25 protein-coding genes and 3 pseudogenes are annotated in these 16564 nt (G+C 70.0%); 15 read left to right on the top strand and 13 right to left on the bottom strand.

The genetic code is table 11. The features are described from left to right. Positions 1 to 11 precede the first annotated feature (11 nt). The 6 genes and pseudogenes from ACQ86J_RS36940 (at position 12) to ACQ86J_RS36965 (ending at position 2759) form a co-directional block, all read left to right on the top strand. Positions 12 to 869 (top strand): DMT family transporter, encoded by an 858-nt coding sequence (locus ACQ86J_RS36940; protein ID WP_431269394.1) that lies wholly within the window; start codon positions 12 to 14, stop codon positions 867 to 869. Between the two features lie 287 nt (positions 870 to 1156). Continuing rightward, a complete protein-coding gene (locus tag ACQ86J_RS36945; protein ID WP_431269395.1) occupies positions 1157 to 1636 on the top strand; it encodes an EamA family transporter in 480 nt (159 codons plus the stop codon). Further along, positions 1624 to 1812 carry a hypothetical protein gene (locus ACQ86J_RS36950; RefSeq protein ID WP_431269396.1) on the top strand — a complete coding sequence of 63 codons (189 nt, stop codon included), beginning with the start codon at positions 1624 to 1626 and terminating at the stop codon, positions 1810 to 1812. The genes ACQ86J_RS36945 and ACQ86J_RS36950 overlap by 13 nt, the downstream gene beginning before the upstream one ends. A gap of 226 nt (positions 1813 to 2038) precedes the next feature. Next, on the top strand, positions 2039 to 2308 hold the full coding sequence (locus ACQ86J_RS36955; RefSeq protein WP_431269397.1) for an MBL fold metallo-hydrolase: 270 nt from the start codon (positions 2039 to 2041) through the stop codon (positions 2306 to 2308). Then, positions 2227 to 2469 (top strand): annotated as a pseudogene (locus ACQ86J_RS36960) (MBL fold metallo-hydrolase); the annotation flags it as partial. The gene ACQ86J_RS36955 and the pseudogene ACQ86J_RS36960, both read left to right, overlap by 82 nt. Then, on the top strand, positions 2436 to 2759 hold the full coding sequence (locus tag ACQ86J_RS36965) for a hypothetical protein (RefSeq protein ID WP_431269398.1): 324 nt from the start codon (positions 2436 to 2438) through the stop codon (positions 2757 to 2759). The pseudogene ACQ86J_RS36960 and the gene ACQ86J_RS36965, both read left to right, overlap by 34 nt. Positions 2760 to 2839: 80 nt before the next feature. Here ACQ86J_RS36965 and ACQ86J_RS36970 read toward each other — a convergent pair whose 3' ends face one another. The 8 genes and pseudogenes from ACQ86J_RS36970 to ACQ86J_RS37005 form a co-directional block, all read right to left on the bottom strand. After that, positions 2840 to 3463, bottom strand: coding sequence for a hypothetical protein (locus ACQ86J_RS36970; RefSeq protein ID WP_431269399.1), 624 nt, complete (start codon positions 3461 to 3463; stop codon positions 2840 to 2842). After that, entirely contained in the window at positions 3456 to 4295 is an 840-nt protein-coding gene (locus ACQ86J_RS36975) for a nitroreductase family protein (RefSeq protein WP_431269400.1), read from the bottom strand. Before ACQ86J_RS36975 ends, ACQ86J_RS36970 begins: the two co-directional genes overlap by 8 nt. A gap of 23 nt (positions 4296 to 4318) precedes the next feature. Beyond that, positions 4319 to 4720, bottom strand: a complete 402-nt coding sequence (locus ACQ86J_RS36980; RefSeq protein WP_431269401.1) for a VOC family protein — start codon at positions 4718 to 4720, stop codon at positions 4319 to 4321. Positions 4721 to 4770: 50 nt separating this feature from the next. After that, entirely contained in the window at positions 4771 to 5574 is an 804-nt protein-coding gene (locus tag ACQ86J_RS36985) for an acetate--CoA ligase family protein (RefSeq protein ID WP_431269402.1), read from the bottom strand. 285 nt (positions 5575 to 5859) lie between these two features. After that, a pseudogene (locus ACQ86J_RS36990) lies at positions 5860 to 6830 on the bottom strand (CoA-binding protein). A 92-nt stretch (positions 6831 to 6922) separates the two neighbouring features. Further along, a complete protein-coding gene (locus ACQ86J_RS36995; protein WP_431269403.1) occupies positions 6923 to 7237 on the bottom strand; it encodes a hypothetical protein in 315 nt (104 codons plus the stop codon). Further along, complete coding sequence (locus ACQ86J_RS37000) at positions 7234 to 7575, bottom strand: SDR family NAD(P)-dependent oxidoreductase (RefSeq protein ID WP_431269404.1); 342 nt, start codon at positions 7573 to 7575, stop codon at positions 7234 to 7236. Before ACQ86J_RS37000 ends, ACQ86J_RS36995 begins: the two co-directional genes overlap by 4 nt. Continuing rightward, positions 7542 to 7832: an SDR family NAD(P)-dependent oxidoreductase gene (locus ACQ86J_RS37005; RefSeq protein WP_431269405.1), complete on the bottom strand. Its 291-nt coding sequence runs from the start codon at positions 7830 to 7832 to the stop codon at positions 7542 to 7544. The genes ACQ86J_RS37000 and ACQ86J_RS37005 overlap by 34 nt, the downstream gene beginning before the upstream one ends. Positions 7833 to 8083: 251 nt before the next feature. Between ACQ86J_RS37005 and ACQ86J_RS37010 the strand changes: the two genes are divergently transcribed. From ACQ86J_RS37010 to ACQ86J_RS37045, 8 genes are all read left to right on the top strand, one after another. Further along, on the top strand, positions 8084 to 8506 hold the full coding sequence (locus ACQ86J_RS37010) for an ATP-binding cassette domain-containing protein (RefSeq protein WP_431272670.1): 423 nt from the start codon (positions 8084 to 8086) through the stop codon (positions 8504 to 8506). Positions 8507 to 8535: 29 nt separating this feature from the next. Continuing rightward, positions 8536 to 8733, top strand: a complete 198-nt coding sequence (locus tag ACQ86J_RS37015) for a hypothetical protein (protein ID WP_431269406.1) — start codon at positions 8536 to 8538, stop codon at positions 8731 to 8733. Further along, the gene (locus ACQ86J_RS37020; RefSeq protein WP_431269407.1) at positions 8730 to 8942 is read left to right on the top strand and encodes a hypothetical protein; all 213 of its coding nucleotides are present in this window, start codon (positions 8730 to 8732) and stop codon (positions 8940 to 8942) included. The genes ACQ86J_RS37015 and ACQ86J_RS37020 overlap by 4 nt, the downstream gene beginning before the upstream one ends. A gap of 23 nt (positions 8943 to 8965) precedes the next feature. Then, positions 8966 to 9265, top strand: coding sequence for an ABC transporter permease (locus ACQ86J_RS37025; protein WP_431269408.1), 300 nt, complete (start codon positions 8966 to 8968; stop codon positions 9263 to 9265). Beyond that, positions 9157 to 9492: an ABC transporter permease gene (locus ACQ86J_RS37030; RefSeq protein WP_431269409.1), complete on the top strand. Its 336-nt coding sequence runs from the start codon at positions 9157 to 9159 to the stop codon at positions 9490 to 9492. The genes ACQ86J_RS37025 and ACQ86J_RS37030 overlap by 109 nt, the downstream gene beginning before the upstream one ends. A gap of 14 nt (positions 9493 to 9506) precedes the next feature. Continuing rightward, entirely contained in the window at positions 9507 to 10457 is a 951-nt protein-coding gene (locus ACQ86J_RS37035; protein WP_431269410.1) for an ABC transporter substrate-binding protein, read from the top strand. A gap of 104 nt (positions 10458 to 10561) precedes the next feature. Continuing rightward, positions 10562 to 10903 (top strand): carboxymuconolactone decarboxylase family protein, encoded by a 342-nt coding sequence (locus ACQ86J_RS37040; RefSeq protein ID WP_431269411.1) that lies wholly within the window; start codon positions 10562 to 10564, stop codon positions 10901 to 10903. 166 nt (positions 10904 to 11069) lie between these two features. Beyond that, the gene (locus ACQ86J_RS37045) at positions 11070 to 11456 is read left to right on the top strand and encodes a nucleoside deaminase (RefSeq protein ID WP_431269412.1); all 387 of its coding nucleotides are present in this window, start codon (positions 11070 to 11072) and stop codon (positions 11454 to 11456) included. Between the two features lie 83 nt (positions 11457 to 11539). Here the strand turns inward: ACQ86J_RS37045 and ACQ86J_RS37050 are convergent. After that, positions 11540 to 13011, bottom strand: a pseudogene (locus ACQ86J_RS37050) (helicase HerA domain-containing protein). 199 nt (positions 13012 to 13210) lie between these two features. Between ACQ86J_RS37050 and ACQ86J_RS37055 the strand changes: the two are divergent. Then, a complete protein-coding gene (locus tag ACQ86J_RS37055; RefSeq protein ID WP_431269413.1) occupies positions 13211 to 13750 on the top strand; it encodes a hypothetical protein in 540 nt (179 codons plus the stop codon). Positions 13751 to 13770: 20 nt separating this feature from the next. Here ACQ86J_RS37055 and ACQ86J_RS37060 read toward each other — a convergent pair whose 3' ends face one another. From ACQ86J_RS37060 to ACQ86J_RS37075, 4 genes are all read right to left on the bottom strand, one after another. Further along, positions 13771 to 14661: a helix-turn-helix domain-containing protein gene (locus ACQ86J_RS37060; protein ID WP_431269414.1), complete on the bottom strand. Its 891-nt coding sequence runs from the start codon at positions 14659 to 14661 to the stop codon at positions 13771 to 13773. A gap of 172 nt (positions 14662 to 14833) precedes the next feature. Then, positions 14834 to 15718 carry a 2-hydroxy-3-oxopropionate reductase gene (locus tag ACQ86J_RS37065; protein ID WP_431269415.1) on the bottom strand — a complete coding sequence of 295 codons (885 nt, stop codon included), beginning with the start codon at positions 15716 to 15718 and terminating at the stop codon, positions 14834 to 14836. Positions 15719 to 15744: 26 nt separating this feature from the next. Next, a complete protein-coding gene (locus ACQ86J_RS37070) occupies positions 15745 to 16266 on the bottom strand; it encodes a hydroxypyruvate isomerase family protein (protein WP_431269416.1) in 522 nt (173 codons plus the stop codon). Continuing rightward, positions 16263 to 16523, bottom strand: a complete 261-nt coding sequence (locus ACQ86J_RS37075) for a hypothetical protein (RefSeq protein WP_431269417.1) — start codon at positions 16521 to 16523, stop codon at positions 16263 to 16265. Before ACQ86J_RS37075 ends, ACQ86J_RS37070 begins: the two co-directional genes overlap by 4 nt. Positions 16524 to 16564 lie beyond the last annotated feature (41 nt).

Here is a 16564-nt window from a genome sequence, read left to right on the forward strand (position 1 = left end):
GTGCTCGGCCCATGCCCGTCACGCGCCCCATGGCAGTGCCGACCGGGGAGGATGCGGTCCGCGGCCTCACCATCGTGGCACTGGGCTATGCGGTGATCGCCCTGGCGGACGCCACGGTGAAATGGGTGCTGCCGGAGATCGGCCCGGCCGGCGCGATGATCTGGCGCGGCCTGCTGGGCGGCGGGGCGGTGCTGCTGCTGTCGCGGGGCAGGGCCTTGCGGGCGGTGAACCGGCGGCTGCTGGCGATCCGCAGCCTGCTGCAGGCCAGCGTCTCGGCCGCCTGGTACTTGGCCTGGTCGCTCGGCGTGACGCTCGCCGACAGCTATGCGGTCGCCGCCGCCTCGCCGCTGCTGATGACCCTGCTGGCGATCCCGCTGTTGGGCGAGAAGGTCGGCTGGCGGCGCTGGTGCAGCACCGCGGTCGGCTGCGCCGGCGTGCTGTTCATGCTGCAGCCGGGCGGTGAGCTTGTGGCGCTGGGATCGGCGATGCTGCTGGTGGCGACCGCCATCATGGCGCTGACCCGCATCTGGACCCGCATCCTGACCCGCACCGACACGCCGGACAGCATGGCTTTCTGGGTGCTGGCGGCGCAGGCCCCGGTCGGCGCGGCGATGCTGGCGTGGCCGGCGATGTGGCCGGCCGGCGGCCCGCCGCCGCTGTTGCCGGCGTTTTGGGTGATGGCGGTGCTGGCCTGCTTCGCCGGGCTCAACGCCATGGCGCAGATCCTGTTCGGCCGCGGCTACGCGCTGGCGCCGGTCTCGGCCATTGCGCCCTTCGAATACACCCCGCTGCTCTGGGGCATCGCGCTCGGCTTCTTGATCTGGGACGAGGTGCCGGCCTGGACCACGCTGGCGGCGCCGCCGTGGTGATCTCCGGCCGGGCTGTACAACGTACACCGCGAGCGGGTGCGCCGGGCGGAGGAACGCTTGGCGCTGGCGATGGCGGCCGCGGCGCAGCGCAGCCCAGGCGCCAGCTGATGGCGCTGCGGCATGACCTTCGCCGCGGGGCGCTCTTGCATGCTGGCGGCGCATGCGCTCTTCACCGCCATGGGCGTCGTCGTGAAGCACCTGGCCGACCATATCCCGGTCATCGAGCTCATGTTCTTCCGCAGCGCCTTCGCCCCTGCCGGTGATCCTGGCGATCTGCGCCCGGTCGGGTGGGGCTTCGCTGGCGGACCCGGCGGTTCCGCGGCCACGCGCTGCGCGCCAGCACCGGCATCGCGGCGCAGACGCTCGGCTTCTATGCGCTGTCGGTGCTGCCGCTCGCGGAACAGACGGCGCTCGGCTGCACCCAGCCGCTCTTCGTTACCATCCTCGCCATCCCCTTCCTCGGCGAGAGGGTCGGCATCCATCGCTGGTCCGCAGTGCTGCTCGGCTTCTCCGGGGTGCTGCTGATCGCGGCCGGCCAGGGCGTGGGGTTCGGGACGATGCCGCCGGTGCTGCTGCTCGGCACCGCAGCGGGCGTCGCGCAGGGCATGTTCTCGGCGGTGACGACGATGCTGGTGCGGGCAACTGTCCTCGACCGAGAGCCTCACCATCACGCTCTGGCAGTCGCTGCTGATGGGCGGCTATGCGGCGCAGTGCTGCTGCCCATCGTCTGGGGTGACGCCCGATTGGGGCGATCTTGGACCTGCTGATCCTGGTCGGCCTGGTCGGCGGCTGCGCGCAATGGCTGCTGACCGAGGCCTGGGCAAGCGCGCAGGTCTCGGCCATCGCGCCCTATTCCTATTCGGCGCTGCTCTGGTCGATCGGCCTGGGCTGGCTGGCCTTCGGCGATCTGCCGGGATTGGCGATGCTGGCGGGTCCGGCTTGATCGTGGCGGCGGGGCTGTACATCCTGCACCGGGAGTTGGTCCGCCGCGGCCAGCCCAAAGGGAGCAAGTGATGGCCACAGGCATTCCTGCGCGATGACCCGCTGCCGCATGGCGCGGTGGAGGAGACCGCGCCCGGCGTGCGACGCCTGGTGTGCAACAACCCTCTCTGCCTCACCTTCCGCGGCACCAATACCTATGTCATCGGCCGCGGGCGCGTGTCGCGGTGATGGACCCGGGGCCTGAGAACCCGGCGCATCTGGCGGCGATCCTGGCGGCGACGCAGGGCGAGACGGTGACGCATGTGATCGTCACCCATACCCACCGCGACCACTCGCCCGGCGCGGCGGCGCTGGTCGCGGCGACCGGCGCCACGACCTACGGCTTCGGCCCGCACATGACACCGCCCGACCAGGGCGGGGAGGGCGGCGACCACGGCTTCCGCCCCGAGGTGACCGTGCCCGAGGCGGCGTCATCGAGGGCGAGGGCTGGCGCCTGACCGCGCTGCACACGCCGGGGCATTGCGCCAACCATCTCTGCTTCGCCATGGACGGAAACGGCGTGCTGTTCAGCGCCGACCATGTCATGGGCTGGTCGACCAGCGTGGTCAGCCCCCGGATGGCGACATGGGGGACTACATGGCGAGCCTCGACCGGCTGATCGCCCGCGACGATGCGGTGCTGCTGCCTGGCCATGGCCCGGCGATCCGCGACCCGCAGCCCTACATGCAGGCCTTGCGGGCGCATCGTCTGGAGCGCGAGGCGAAGGTGCTGGAGGCGCTGACCGTGGCGGTGATGGCGCCGGTCGAGGAGCTGGTCGCGCCGGTCTACGGCCCGCTCGACCCCAAGCTGGTGCCGGCGGCTGGGCGCAGCCTGCTGGCGCATTTGGTGAAGCTGGAACGCGAGGGCGTGGTTCGCTCGAGCGTCGGGGGCAACTGGCTGGTGGCCTGAGCCGCCGGCTCAGCGCTCGACCGTCCGGTTGTCCATCCCGCGGAAGCAGACCAGCTCCCGCGTCTCCCGCTGCGACGGCGTCATCGCCAGCCAGCTGCGGAACTCCGCCAGCACCTTGGCAGTGATGCTGGCGATCTTGTGCCGGAAGGCGTCCTCGAAGCCGAAATAGCGCAGCTCCTCCAGCTCACCGGAGCCGCGCAGCTGCCATGCGCCGCCTCGGCCGGGGCGATCAGGAAGCGGGCGTTGAAGCGGCGGAAGCGGTTGGGCGGCGTCACCGCACGGCAGAGATACTCGACCACCGCCAGGTCGGGCAGCAGCCGCTTGCCATCCTGCCTGCCGAGCACCAACCCGGTCTCCTCCTCCAGCTCGCGCGCCGCGGCAATGCCGATGGCGCGGGCGAGGGAGGGCGGCGCCTGGCGTTCCAGGCAGGTCCGGGTGACATCGGGCAGCTCTGACAAGGCCTTGGCGCGATGGTCGGCGCGGTCGACGCGGCCGCCGGGAAAGACCAGCACGTTCGGCATGAAGCGGTGGCCGGCATGCCGCAGGCCCATCAGCACTTCCGGTCCTTGGCGACCCTCACGCCAGAGGATCAGGCTCGCGGCATGGCGCGGCGTGACGCTACGGGTGGCGGCGCGCCTGATCTCCGCAGTGCCGCCGGGATTGTCCTCGGTCGGTGACTCATGCCTGTGGTGAGCGTCAGTCAAGCGAGAGGCCCTGCAGCTTGAGCCAGGTGCGCATCCCGAAGCGCTCCGGCACCGAGGTCTGCCGTGCCGCATTCTCCGACCAGCCGCAGCCTTCGGGCTTCGGCCCATGGATCTCCGGGTAGCGCGGCTTGGCCGGCGGGCGGGCGGCGTCATAGCCGGGCAGCGCCGCCTCAAGGCCACTGTCGTCGTAGCTTTCGCGGTGAACCATCAGGTGTTGCGGCAGGCGCGGCGAGAGCCAGTTGCGCGCGCCGGCGGGGAAGCCGAGCGTCAACCCGGCCAACGGGTAGACGCCGGGCGGCAGGCCGCACATCGGCCCGATCTTCTCGACATGATTGCGGACATAGGAAATCGGGCAGGTGCCGAGCCCCGCCGCCTCCGCCGCCATCACCGTGAAGCCGAGGGCGAGCGCCGCATCGGCCGTGGCATTGATGAAGGTGTCGACATTGTCGTTGGCATGGAGGCGGCCATGCAGTTCGCAGACCCGCCGGGCGCGCCGAATGTCGCCGCAGAACAGCAGGAAGACGGGCGCCTGCTTGATCCAATCCATGCCGCCGATCCAGTCGGCGATGCGCGCAATCTTGTCGGGGTCCTGCAGCACGATGACGGAATACTGCTGCAAGTCCGACTTGCTGGGCGCAGACTGCGCGCCGGCCAGCACTGTCTGCAGTAGGGGCTCCGGCACCGGGTGCGGCGCGTAGCGGCGCGTCACGCGGCGGTCGAGGATGGCGGCGAGGCCGGCCGGCACCTCGTCGGCCGGAGCGAAAGGCAGGGGCGCGTCAGGCTTCACGCCGTAGCGGCCGCGAATCAGCGCTGCTGGATCGTTCTCGGACATGTCCCGGGCAGCATGCCCGGTAACTAGGCCTTCGCCCAGGGGTCGTAGGTGCCGAAGTGCCAGAGGTGACCTTCCAGGTCGCGGCAGGAATAGCCGCGCCCGCCATGCGCCTCCTCCTTCAAGGGCGCGACGATCTCGGCGCCCTCCCGCCGGGCCCGGGCGTGGTGCGCATCGGCATCCTTCACCACGACATAGGCGCTCTGCGTCACATGGCCCGCCGGCGGATATTGGATGGAGCCGCTGCCTTCCTCCGACGCGGTGCCCAGCATGATCATGCCGTTGCCGAAGATCAGTTGCGCATGGGCAACGCCACCGGCCCCGTCCGGATAGACTGCGTGCCGGCTGAAGCCGAAGGCGCGGCAGAGCCAGTCGATCGCCGCCGCGGCGTCGCGGTAAGGCATGGTCGGGATGATGCTGGCGGACATGAAATGGCTTCCTGTGGTCCCGCAAAAAGGCCGGGACGACACGCGCCGCATCAAGCGTCCTGCGCGCGCACCACCCAGGCATCCGCAACCGTCACGCCTTCGGACTCGGCGTGGATGATCAGCGGGTTGATCTCTGCCTCGGAGATATCATCGCGCGCGGCCAGACGCGAGACCGCGACGACGGCCTGGGCCAGGGCGGGCAGGTCGCCGCGCGGCAGGCCGCGCCAGCCGCCGAGCAGGCGCATGCCCTTCACCTCGGCGATCATCGCCATGGCTTCCGCCTTGTCCACCGGCGCCAGGCGCAGGGTGACATCGCGGAACAGCTTGGCGGTGATGCCGCCGGTGCCGAGCAGCACCACCGGCCCGACCTCCGGGTCGCGGCGGAAGCCGATGATGGCCTCGCCCAGCCCCTTGGCCATGGGCTGCACCAGGAAACCGGTCAGCCTCGCCGCAGGCGCCATCCGGGCGACGCGGCCCTGCATGGCGGCGGCTTCCTGACGCAGCGCATCCGGGCCGGCGATGCCGAGCCTGACGCCGCCGACCTCGGTCTTGTGGGCCAGGTCGGGCGAGAGAATCTTCAGCGCCACCGGGAAGGCCATGTCCTTCGCCGCATCCTGCGGCGTCCGCAGCAGGGCGAAGGGGCTAGCGAGGCCCAGCGCGGCAAAGAGCCGCCGCGCATCCGCCTCGTCCGGCGCCGCCGGCAGGCTATGCTCGATGGCGGGGGACATGGCCTCGGTCCGCGGCGCGCGCCAGTCCGACCAGGCGCGCATGCAGTCGGCGGCGACTTCCGGCGTGCGGAAGGCGGGAATGCCGGCCTCGGCCAGCAGTCGCAGGGAGGCATCGGCCTGCGGCACCAGGAAGGCGGCGATCGGCTGGCGCCGCCCGCGTCGCGCGCGCGGACGATGCCAGCGACGGCATCCTGCGGCTTGAACTGGGCGGAGGAGCCGATGACCGAGAGCACGAGGTCGGTGTCCGCGGCCGCCTGCAACGCGTCGATCGCGGCGGCCACGCGCTCCGGCTTCGCGCCGGCGAGGGTCAGGTCGAGCAACCGGCCATGATAATGGATGCCGGCAGCGTCCAGCCTGGCCGCCGCAGCGGCATCCGGGGCGCGTGCCTCGATCCCGACAACGCCGAGGCAATCAACGGCCATGGCACCGCCACCACCGGTTGTCGTTGTAACGCTGACCGCGTATTGGCTGCGCGCGGGGCGGCCTGCGGCCGATCACCAGTGCCGGCAATCTGATCAGCGATTCCAGGGTGGTGACGCGCAGGATGCCATGGGCGCGGAAGAAGGCTTCGGCTGCCGCGTCGGAGCCGGCCAGCGCGCCGGTAAGGCTTGCGGCGAGCTCGGCGCCGTAGGGGAGCGGCCGAGCTTGTAGGCAATGACCGGCTTGCCCGCATCATGCGCACGGCGGGCCAGGTCGGCATAATGCTGCGGCTGCCGTATCGCCTCCAGGAACAGCAGGATGGCATCGACCTGCGGGTCGTCCACCAGCAGCCCGGCGATCTCGCCGGCCGAGAGATCGGCTTCGTTACCCGTGCCGATGATATGGGAGAAGCCGATCCCGCGGGCTGCGCCGCGCGACATGATGGCGCCCATCATGGAGCCGGACTGGCTGACCAGGGCGATCCGCCCGGCCGGCAGCGTCTCGGCCTCGAGCGCCGCGTTCACCGTGCAGGCGATGCGGTCGTTGAGGTTTACCATGCCCATGGGATTGGGTCCGAGGAGGCGGAGGCCGGCGCGCTGCGCGGTGGCGACCAGCCGGGCCTGCAGCGCGGCGCTCTTCGGCCCCGCCTCGGCGAAGCCGTCGGCCAGCACGCCGGCGGCGGCGATGCCCTTGGCGGCAACTGCTTCGATCACGCCTTCCACATGCGGCGTGTTGAGCAGGATATAGGCGAAGTCCACCTCACCCGGGATGTCGGTGACGGTCGGGTAGGCCTTCTCGCCCAGCACTTCGCTCTCGCGCGCATGCACCGGCAGGATCTCGCCGGCGTAGCCGTGCTTGCGGAGATAGAGCTGCGCCCGCGCAGTCAGCCGGGTCCGGTCAGCCGAGGCGCCGATGAGCGCTATGCGCCGTGGCTGGAAGAGTGCGCGATGAAGCGGGTGCATGTGGGGCGGACTCACAGGACACGGTGAGTGGGCTCGGACGTCAAAGGCGCCCAAAGGGGAGAGAGGTGCCCTCTCTCCCCGATCTTGCCGGCTTACAGCGGATCCCAGGAGAAGACCTCGCCCGACCGCTCCAGCGGCACGAAGAAGCTCTTCAGCGCCGGCAGCGCGTGCTCGGCCAGGGATTCCGGCGTCCAGCCCTCGCTGCTGTGAATGCCGCGGATCGGCCGATTCTGGCTGAAGAGAAACAGCTCGTTCATCCGCGGCCCGAAGATCTGGCCGTTGACCTCCTTCGCCGCGTCGGAGGCGAGGAAGACCGCCAGCGGCGCGTTCTTCTCCGGGCCCATCCGCATGATCTTCTCGACGCGCGCCTTCTGCTCCGGCGTCTCCGCCGGTATCGAGGAGGTCATGCGCGACCAGGCGAAGGAGCGAGGCAGTTGGAGCGAACGTTGTACCGCTTCATGTCCAGGGCGATCGACTTCGACAGGGCGGCAATGCCGAGCTTGGCGGCGGAGTAGTTGGCCTGGCCGAAGTTGCCGATCAGGCCGGAGGTCGAGGTGATATGGACGTAGCTGCCGCTCTCCTGCTTGCGGAAATGCGTGGCCGCATGGCGAGAGACGTAGAAGGAACCGTTCAGGTGGACGTCGATGACGGCGTTCCACTCCTCCGGCGTCATGCGGTGGAAGATCTGATCGCGCAGGATGCCGGCATTGTTCACGACAACGTCGATACGGCCGAAATGGTCCATCGCCGACTGGACGATCTTGCCGGCGCTCTCCCGCTTGACACGCTGTCGGTGTTGATCTCGGCCTGGCCGCCGCGCTGCTCGATGATCGCTTTGGTCTGCTGCGCCGGGGTGGCCGATTGGCCCTCGCCGGTCAGCGACGCGCCGATATCGTTGATGATGACCTTGGCGCCGGCCTGCGCCATGTGCAGCGCGATCTCGCGCCCGATGCCGCCGCCCGAGCCGGTGACGACCGCGACCTTACCGTCCAGCATGCCCATTGTGGCGTTCCCTCTCCCGTCGATGCGTAGGGTGCTATTCGTAGCCCCGCCGGCCCGGCACGGGAAGCCAGGCAGGGGAGGATTGTCGCGGTGGCAGGGCCATTGCATACCCGATCGGGCTGGTCGGGAGATCGTGCGGGTGGTGCTGGTCGTACTGGACGAGGTGGGTAAGACTTTCCGAGGGCGCACCGGCGCCTGGGAAGCGGTCAAGGGGATTCTCGCTCGACCTGGCCGAGGGCGAGTTCGTCTGCCTGCTCGGCACCTCCGGCTGCGGCAAGACAACCGTGCTCAATATGGTGGCAGGGTTCGAGGCACCGACCGCCGGCCGCATCCTGCTGGACGGCGCCTCGGTGCGCGCCCCGGGGGCGGAGCGCGGGGTCGTCTTTCAGGGGCATGACAGCCTGTATGATTGGTTATCCGCGCTGGACAACATCGCCTTCGGGTCTGCGGCTGCGGGGCCTTGGCCGGCGCGAGAGGCGGGAGCGGGCGGGGCATTTTCTCGGGCTCGTCGGCCTGGGCGGGCGGGGGCGAAGCACCCTGCCGAACTGTCCGGCGGGATGAAGCAGCGCATCCAGATCGCCCGGGCGCTCGCGGCCGATCCGCGCATCCTGCTGATGGACGAGCCCTTCGGCGCGTTGGACGCGATGACCCGGGCTGTGCTGCAGGGGAGCTGACGCGGATCTGGGCGGAGACGCGGAAGACCGTGCTCTTCATCACCCATGACATCGAGGAAGCCGTGGCGCTCTCGACCCGCGTCGCGGTGATGACGCGGGGCCCGGGCGGCACCCTGAAGGCGGTGGTGCCGGTGGACCTGCCCTTTCCGCGCGACCGCACCTCGGACGGCTTCATGGCGGCCTTCCGCCAGGTGCATGCGCTGATCCATGCGGAGATCCACGCATGATACGCGACCGTCTGCCGACCGTGCTCGGCTATGTCGGCGGCTTCGCGCTGCTGTTCCTGGTCTGGCATCTGGCCGCGACCTCGCTGGCGCGCTCGGCGCTGTTCCCGCCGCCCGGGCCGGTCTTCGAGCGCGCGGTGGCACTGGTGCAGGACGGGCTGCTGCAGGAGGCGGTGCTGGCCAGCCTGCGCCGGATCGCCCAGGGATCCTGATCGGCAGCGCGGTCGGCATCCCCGTGGGCCTCGCCATCGGCAGCTTCCGACCGGTCCGCGCCATCCTCGAGCCCTGGACCGAGTTCTTCCGCTTCATCCCGGCGGTCGCCATGATCACCGTCTCGGTCATCTGGTTCGGCATCGGCGAGGCGAGCAAGGTCTTCCTCATCGCCTACACCACCGTTTTCGTGGTCATCATCGCCACCGCGGCGGGGTGGGCGCGGTCGCGCGGGACAAGATCCGCGCGGCGCAATGCCTCGGCGCCTCGCGCCTGCAGGTCTTCACGCTGGTCGCGCTGCCGGCCACCTTGCCCTTTATCCTGACCGGGATGCGACTGGCGATGGCCAACGCCTTCGTCACCATCGTCGCGGCCGAGCTGGTCGCCAGCAATGACGGGCTCGGCAAGATGCTGTGGGACGCCCGCCTGTTCATGCAGGTGGAGGATATCTTCGTGGCGCTGGTCACCCTCGGCCTGCTCGGCTTCACGGTGGACCGCGCCTTCCGCCTCGCCATCCGCGCCTTCGCCGGCCGCTACAACCCGACCATGTAGGGGAGACCAGGACCATGCGCCGCCGCAGCCTGCTTGCCACGCCCGCCCTGCTCGCCACCCTTCCCGCAAGGGCCCAGAGTAGCATCAAGCTGACGATTGCCACCGGCGTCGATCCCTCTTTCTCGCCCTTCTACGTCGGCAAGGAAGGCGGCTTCTTCGAGCGGAACGGGCTCGATGTCACGGTCAATACCGGTCCCTCCGGCAGCGCCATGGTCGCCTTCCTGATCGGGGACCAGGTCAACTGCGCCTACGGCGCCGAACAGGCCGGCGTCTCCGCGCATATCCGCGACCCGAATGTGGTGGCGGTGGCGGAAGGCACGGCGCTGCTGCGCTGGATCAGCGTGCTCGGCCGCAATATCCCGACGATGGACAAGCTGAAGGGCAAGAAGGTCGGCGTGGCCCGCGGCACGGGCAGCGAGACCTTCTGGCTCTCGGTCGTCGAGAAGCTGAAGCTGAACCCGGCCGACTACACCATAGTGAACGTCGAGGCGCCGGAGATGGTCGCGGCGCTCGAGCGCGGCAACATCGACGCCTTCGCGGTCTGGGAGCCCTGGCCGACACGGGCGATGAAGGCCATTCCGGGCACGAAGATCCTGGTCAACAACGAGCCGATCCAGGTCGTCCGCAACTTCGTCTACATGAACAAGGCCTGGGCGCAGGCCAACCAGCAAGCGACCGCGCGGCTGATGCGGTCCTTGATCCAGGCGACCGAGTTCATCGAGGGCAACAAGGACCAGGCGGCGCAGCAGGTGGCGCGCTTCCTGCGCCAGGACCGCGCCCTGGTGGCCGAGCTGATGACCAAGGTGGGCTTCCGGATGAATCTCACGCCCGATCTGGTCGGCAACATCCAGCTCGCCATCGACCAGCTCCGCACCATGGGCAAGCTGGGCCGGGAGGTGACGCCAGCCGAGGTCATCTGGCCGGGCGCCCTGCGGATGGCAGCGCCCGACCGCGTGCGCATCTAAGCCGGCTGGCATAGCCTCTCCCGGCCCATCACCCAGGGAGGAGACAAACGCCATGGACAAGGGTCCGAACCACGCCAAGGGCCGGGAGGTCCGGCAGAAGCTGATTGAGCGACCGTGCGGTCGAGCAGATGGCGAAGACCGTCTACGACGACCCTATGATGCAGAAATTCGGCGACTACGCGACCGAGGCCGTGTTCGGGATGCTTTGGACCCGGCCCGGCCTCGACCTCAAGACCCGGGCGCTGATCTGCGTCGTCTCGGACACTGCGACGCATGCCTGGCCCGAGTTGAAGATCCATTTGCGGATGGCGCGCAACATGGGCTGGACCGAGGATGAACTGAGCGAGGCGCTGCTGCACATGGGCGGCTATGTCGGCTTGCCGTCGGTGCGGGAGGCGCTGCTGGTCGCCGAGGAGCTGTTCCGCGAGATGCGCGCGGAGGCGTAGCGGAAGCGCCGCGGCGCCGGCTTCCAAGCGCGGACGCCGGCGCCGCACATCACCCGAACGAGGCTGCCGCATGGACCGAACCCGATCCCGTCGCCCTCCGCCACATGCGGCGCGCCATTGCGCTGGCCTGCGACCCGTCGCAGCGGGCGGCGGGCCTTTCGGCGCGGTGATTGCGCGCGGGGCGGAGGTGGTAGCCGAGGGCAATAACCGGGTCACCGTTGATCTCGACCCCACCGCACATGCCGAGGTCACGGCGATCCGCCGCGCCTGCGCCGCGCTCGGGCGCTTCGACCTGCGCGGGCTGACGCTGTTCTCGAGTTGCGAGCCTTGCCCGATGTGCCTCGCCTCGATCCATTGGGCGCGGCTGGACGGCACCTGGTTCGCCGGCACCCGGTGGGATGCTGCGGCTGCCGGCTTTGATGATGAATTGCTGTATCGGGAAGTCGCGGCGCCGCTCGAGGGCCGCATGGTGCCGACGCGGCCGCTGCTGCCAGAGGAGGGTAAGCTGCCCTTCGCGGCCTGGCTGGCGAAGCCGGATCGGACGCCCTACTGAGGCCCGGCGCCTACCCGGAAAAGGCGTATGGAGGGGTTGGACGCTCTGCGTTCAACGGGAGAATGCCGTCTCCCCGGCTCTGCTTATGCCGCCGCTGCTTCCGGGTCGCCGGGCGCCGTCTCCCAGCCCGGGCCGATGATCGTCACGATCCGCCGCGACGCCGCATCCGGCCGGCAGGCGATCGCCCCCTGCTTCTCGATAAACTCCAACGCCGAGCGCCCACGCCCGCGCGAGACGCTGCCGAGCACCCTGGCGATTGCCAGGTCGGACGGGCAGGGGGCACCCTCGATCGCGGCGCGCGCCAGCAACAGGTAAGCGCCTTGGCGGTCTTCCGGCAGCGCCGTGGCGTGGTCGAGCGCGAGGGGCCATTCGGGCCGCGCCTCCAGCTCATCGGTCACGCCGGCGAGCACCAGGGCAAGCAGCCGGCGGAAGGCTGGCAAGTCGAGCGGGCGGCCCGGCAGCATCTCGATCCGGCAGCGCAGCTGGTAGTCCTGGTGCAGCGAGAGCACCGGCCGGAAGGCCGCCTGCGGCTCGGCCATGATGGTGCGCAGCACGGCGAGCTGGGCACGGCGGCGGCCGGATTCCTCCTCGGCCGTGGGCGGCGGCAGGGCAGCGGGCGTGGCCGGGCGGGCGGCCGCGAGCTGCGCCAGCAGGTCGGGCGGCGGCGCGGCCGGCACTCGGCGCGGCCGTGGCGCCTCGGCCGGGACTGGCTTCAGGATCAGCGCGTGCGCTGCTTCCCGCGGGGTCTCCGGCAGCGGCATCAGCCCGGGGCCGGCGCCGCGGCTTTCGGTCTCGACCGCGCCCACCCGCACCGCGAGCGGCCGCCGCGCCAAAGCGGGGCCGAGCGCCATGAAACGCCCGCGCTCCAGGTCGCGGAACATCTCCGCCTGGCGCTTCTCCATGCCCAGTAGGTCGGCGGCGCGGGCCATGTCGATGTCGAGGAAGGTGCGACCCATCAGGAAATTGGAGGCTTCGGCCGCGACGTTCTTGGCCAGCTTGGCCAGGCGCTGGGTGGCGATGATGCCGGCCAGGCCGCGCTTGCGGCCGCGGCACATCAGGTCGGTCATGGCGGCGAGGGATGTCCGGCGCGCCTCCTCCGCCACCTCGACCCCGCCGGAGGGGCGAAGAGCTGCGCCTCGTCCACCACCACCAGCATCGGCGTCCAGAACTGGCGTTCCACCGCGAAGATGCCGTCGAGAAAGGCGGCGGCGCGGCGCATCTGGCCCTCGACATCGACGCCCTCGAGGTTGAGCACGACGGAGACGCGGTGCTGCCGCACCCGCTCCCCGGCCAGGACCAGGCCTTGCTCGGTCTGCTCGGCGGCGTCGATCACCAGATGACCGAAGCGGTCCGCGAGCGAGGTGAAGTCGCCCTCCGGGTCGATCACCGCCTGCTGCACGAAGGGCGCGCTGCGTTCCAGCAGCCGGCGCAGCAGATGCGACTTGCCGCAGCCGGAATTGCCCTGGACCAGCAGGCGGGTTGCCAGCAGTTCCTCGAGGTCCAGCAGCGCCGGCTGGCCATTGTCGCGAAACCCCAGATCGATGCTGACCGCCATGCCGCTCCGGCTCCGTGGAGCGCTGCTCCTAGAGCAGCCGGCCCCGCCGCTCAATCAGCCGCGCGCATTCACCCGGTCGAAAGGAGAGCCCGGCTAGGAAAAGTCATGCAGACCGCGCCCCCAGCCGCCGAGATCGCCGCGCAATGTCGCCGACCTGCGGCGCTTCATCGATCGCCGAATCGCCGAGCTGAGCGCCGAGGTGCATGCCACGGTCCAACTCGTGGATTATTCAGAGACCAACCTTTCCGGCCAGCTCGGCCGCATCCATGAGCAGATTGCCGGGCTGGTCGCCATTCCCGCCGCCAGCACCCGCAACAGCGGGGTGGAGCTGGAGGCCGTGGTGCAGGCGACCGAGGCCGCCGCCAACACGATCATGGAAGCGGCGGAGGCGATCCAGGACTGGATCAAGGGCGGGGCGCAGGACAAGGCCGCGCTGCAGGCGCTTTCGGCCCGGGTCAATCTCGATCTTCGAGGCCTGCAGCTTCCAGGACGTCACGGGCCAGCGGATCCGCCGCGCCATCCAGCACCTGCAGCAGGTGGAGACGATGCTGCAGGGCATGATGCCGGATGGCGCGACCGGCCCGCAGGCCGCGGCAGTGCAGGTGCAGGCGCTGCCGACCACGCTGGCGGCGCCGGCCCAGGCTGGGCCGGACCTGGCGCAGGCAGAGATCGACAGGCTGCTAAACGGCTGAAGCGGGTTGCGCCGGAAGGCGCGGATGGCGGCGCGCGGGAGGGCTGAGCGGTGAGACGCGGACGCTTTCAGGCGGCGGCTTCGGCTGGCCGGACATCCCGCAGCAGCGCGCGCAGGCGGCTCGCCGCCGCGCTGCCCTTCAGCGCGTCCCGCCAGGCGGCCTCGGCCACTCGCTGGTGCAGGCCAACCGCCTCATCCGCCGCGGTGATCATGGCGACGCCCGCGCCCACCGCTGGGCCGCTATCCGGCGGGAAGGGACTGGTCACCACATGCGCCCGCTCCCGCCCCCGCAGCACGATGAAGCTGCCGGTCGGCTCGGGGCCTTCCTTCAGGCCGATCTGCAGGCCGATGGGCACCGACTCCATCAGGTTGGCCAAGTTCTCGATCTCGGCCGCCGCGGCGGCCCGGCCACGCGCGCGGCTCCGCTCGGAGGCTGCCAGGCCATCGGCGATGCCGTACTCCAGGGACCGGTGCAGGGCGGCCTCGGACAGGATGGCGATGATGCTCGGCCGGCGCTGCTGATAGAGCTTGCGGCGCTGCGACAGGATGGAAAGCGCCTGTTCCGCCTGGCCGCGGCCCTGGATCGGGTCGCCGCCCGCCTCGGCCGACTCGGCCCAGGCCTCGTTAAGTGCCGCCTCATAGGCATCCGAGGCGACCTGGAAACAGACGCTGCCGCCGAACAGCAGGATCTGGTCGGCCTCCTCCTCCAGTTGGCGGAGGCGTTCCTGGAAGGCGAGGGGACGGGAGAAGTAGTCGATGCCGATCCCAAGCAGCGAGAGCGGCGAGATCTTCAGCAGCTTGGCCAGCCGCCGGATCGTGTCCAGCTTGATGACCTCGCCCTTCTCGTAGCGGTACAGGGCAGCGCGGGAGACACCAAGCCGGGCGGCGATCTCCTCGGCCCGCAGGCCGGATTCGAGCCGATAGGCGCGCAGTTGCTGCCCGATATCCGCGAAACGCATCCCGATCTCCGGCCCGCCATGGGTGCCCGGCGCGCAGCGTATTCCTGGAAATGCCCCCGCTGCCGGTACTGGTCCAAAAACTTGCGCGCTTTGCGCGCAAAAGGCAAGCATTGCGGATCGGCTTCACGGCGAGCGGGGCATTCCGCCCCGCCGCTCGCGCGTTACGTCAGCACTACGCGTCCGGCGCAACCGGGTGAGAAGCCATCGCTTCCAACGCTTTCACCAGACCCGAATGGTCGAGCCCGCCATTGCCAGCGGCGACCGAGGCGGAGAAGAGCTGTTGGGTGGATGCGGTGTTCGGCAGCGCGACTCCGAGCTCCTTGGCCGATTGCAGGGCCAAGTTCAGGTCCTTCTGGTGCAGGACGATGCGGAAGCCTGGGTTGAAGGTCCGCTTGATCATCCGTTCGCCATGCAGTTCCAGGATCCGGGAGGTGGCGAGGCCGCCCATCAGGGCCTGGCGCACCTTGGCGGGGTCGGCCCCGGCCTTGCTGGCGAAGACCATGGCCTCGCCCACCGCCTCAATGGTCAGGGCGACAATGATCTGGTTGGCGACCTTGGTGGTCTGTCCCGCGCCGTTCGGCCCGACCAGGGTTATGTTCTTGCCCATCGCCTCGAACAGCGGCCTGGCGCGTTCGAAAGCAGCTTCCTCGGCGCCGACCATAATGGTGAGGCTCGCGGCTTTTGCGCCGACCTCGCCGCCCGACACCGGGGCGTCGATGTAGTCGCAGCCGAGGGCATTGACCTTGGAGGCGAAATCCTTGGTCGCGGTCGGGCTGATCGAGGACATATCGATGACCAGCTTGCCCTTCGACAGGCCGGCGGCGACGCCGCCGGCGCCGAACAGGACCGCCTCGACATCCGGGGTGTCGGGCACCATCAGGATGATCACCTCGGCGGCGGCCGCTACCGCGGTGGCGTCGGCGGCGACGGTGAAGGCAGCGCGCGCCTCGGCATCGAGGCTCCGGCGCTCGGGCACGATGATCTCGTGGCCCGCCGCCTTGAGGTGGCCGGCCATGGGCTTTCCCATGATGCCGAGGCCGATGAAGCCGATCTTCATGGTCTTTGATTCCTTGGTATGGATGGTCAGGACTTGTAGGGCGCGAACCAGCCGAGGCCGGCCTCGGTCTCCGCCGCCGGCCGGTACTCGCAGCCGATCCAGCCGCGGAAGCCGAGCTCGTCGATCTTGCGGAAGACGAACGGCCAGTTGACCTCGCCGGTGCCGGGCTCGTTGCGTCCAGGATTATCCGCCACCTGCATATGGGCGATGATCGGCAGGTGCTTCTCTACCCGCTTGACGATGTCGCCCTCGGTGATCTGGCAATGATACAGGTCGGATTGCAGGCCGACCCGCTCCGGCCCGATCGCCTCGATGATCGCCGCGCCCTCGGCCATGGTGTTGAGGAAGAAGCCGGGAATGTCGCGATGGTTGATCGGCTCGATCACCGGCTTGACCCCCACCTTGCCGCATTCCTCGGCGGCCCAGGCCAGGTTCGCGGCATAGGTCGCCAGCAACGTGTCGCGCGGCACACCGGCGGGCGTAAGCCCGGCCATCAGATGCAGCCGCGGGCAGGAGAGGGTGGCGGCATAGTCCAGTGCCTTCTTCACCCCTCGCGGAACTCGGCGCTGCGGCCGGGCAGGGCGGCCTGGCCGCGCTCGCCCTTTGCCCAGTCGCCGGGCGGGGCGTTGAACAGCACCTGCTGCAGCCCGTTGTCCTTTAGCCGGGCGGCGATCTCGGCCGCCGGGAAATCATAGGGAAAGAGGAACTCCACTGCCTGGAAGCCTGCCGTCCGGGCGCGGGCGAAGCGGTCCAGGAAGGGAACCTCGTTGAACATCATGGACAGGTTGGCGGCGAAGCGCGGCATGGCGCGGGAACTCCCCCATTGGGCTGCGGAAGCTAACGGCG

The sequence above is a fragment of the Dankookia sp. P2 genome (assembly GCF_050632255.1).
Classification (GTDB): domain Bacteria; phylum Pseudomonadota; class Alphaproteobacteria; order Acetobacterales; family Acetobacteraceae; genus Paracraurococcus.

Bases quoted from the DNA above. Each gene is read 5' to 3' on its own strand.
- ACQ86J_RS36940 (WP_431269394.1), top strand. From the start codon at position 12: ATGCCCGTCACGCGCCCCATGGCAGTGCCGACCGGGGAGGATGCGGTC.
- ACQ86J_RS36955 (WP_431269397.1), top strand. From the start codon at position 2,039: ATGGACCCGGGGCCTGAGAACCCGGCGCATCTGGCGGCGATCCTGGCG.
- ACQ86J_RS36965 (WP_431269398.1), top strand. From the start codon at position 2,436: ATGGGGGACTACATGGCGAGCCTCGACCGGCTGATCGCCCGCGACGAT.
- ACQ86J_RS36975 (WP_431269400.1), bottom strand. From the start codon at position 4,295: ATGTCCGAGAACGATCCAGCAGCGCTGATTCGCGGCCGCTACGGCGTG.
- ACQ86J_RS36980 (WP_431269401.1), bottom strand. From the start codon at position 4,720: ATGTCCGCCAGCATCATCCCGACCATGCCTTACCGCGACGCCGCGGCG.
- ACQ86J_RS36995 (WP_431269403.1), bottom strand. From the start codon at position 7,237: ATGACCTCCTCGATACCGGCGGAGACGCCGGAGCAGAAGGCGCGCGTC.
- ACQ86J_RS37000 (WP_431269404.1), bottom strand. From the start codon at position 7,575: ATGGACCATTTCGGCCGTATCGACGTTGTCGTGAACAATGCCGGCATC.
- ACQ86J_RS37005 (WP_431269405.1), bottom strand. From the start codon at position 7,832: ATGGGCATGCTGGACGGTAAGGTCGCGGTCGTCACCGGCTCGGGCGGC.
- ACQ86J_RS37020 (WP_431269407.1), top strand. From the start codon at position 8,730: ATGATACGCGACCGTCTGCCGACCGTGCTCGGCTATGTCGGCGGCTTC.
- ACQ86J_RS37035 (WP_431269410.1), top strand. From the start codon at position 9,507: ATGCGCCGCCGCAGCCTGCTTGCCACGCCCGCCCTGCTCGCCACCCTT.
- ACQ86J_RS37060 (WP_431269414.1), bottom strand. From the start codon at position 14,661: ATGCGTTTCGCGGATATCGGGCAGCAACTGCGCGCCTATCGGCTCGAA.
- ACQ86J_RS37065 (WP_431269415.1), bottom strand. From the start codon at position 15,718: ATGAAGATCGGCTTCATCGGCCTCGGCATCATGGGAAAGCCCATGGCC.
- ACQ86J_RS37075 (WP_431269417.1), bottom strand. From the start codon at position 16,523: ATGCCGCGCTTCGCCGCCAACCTGTCCATGATGTTCAACGAGGTTCCC.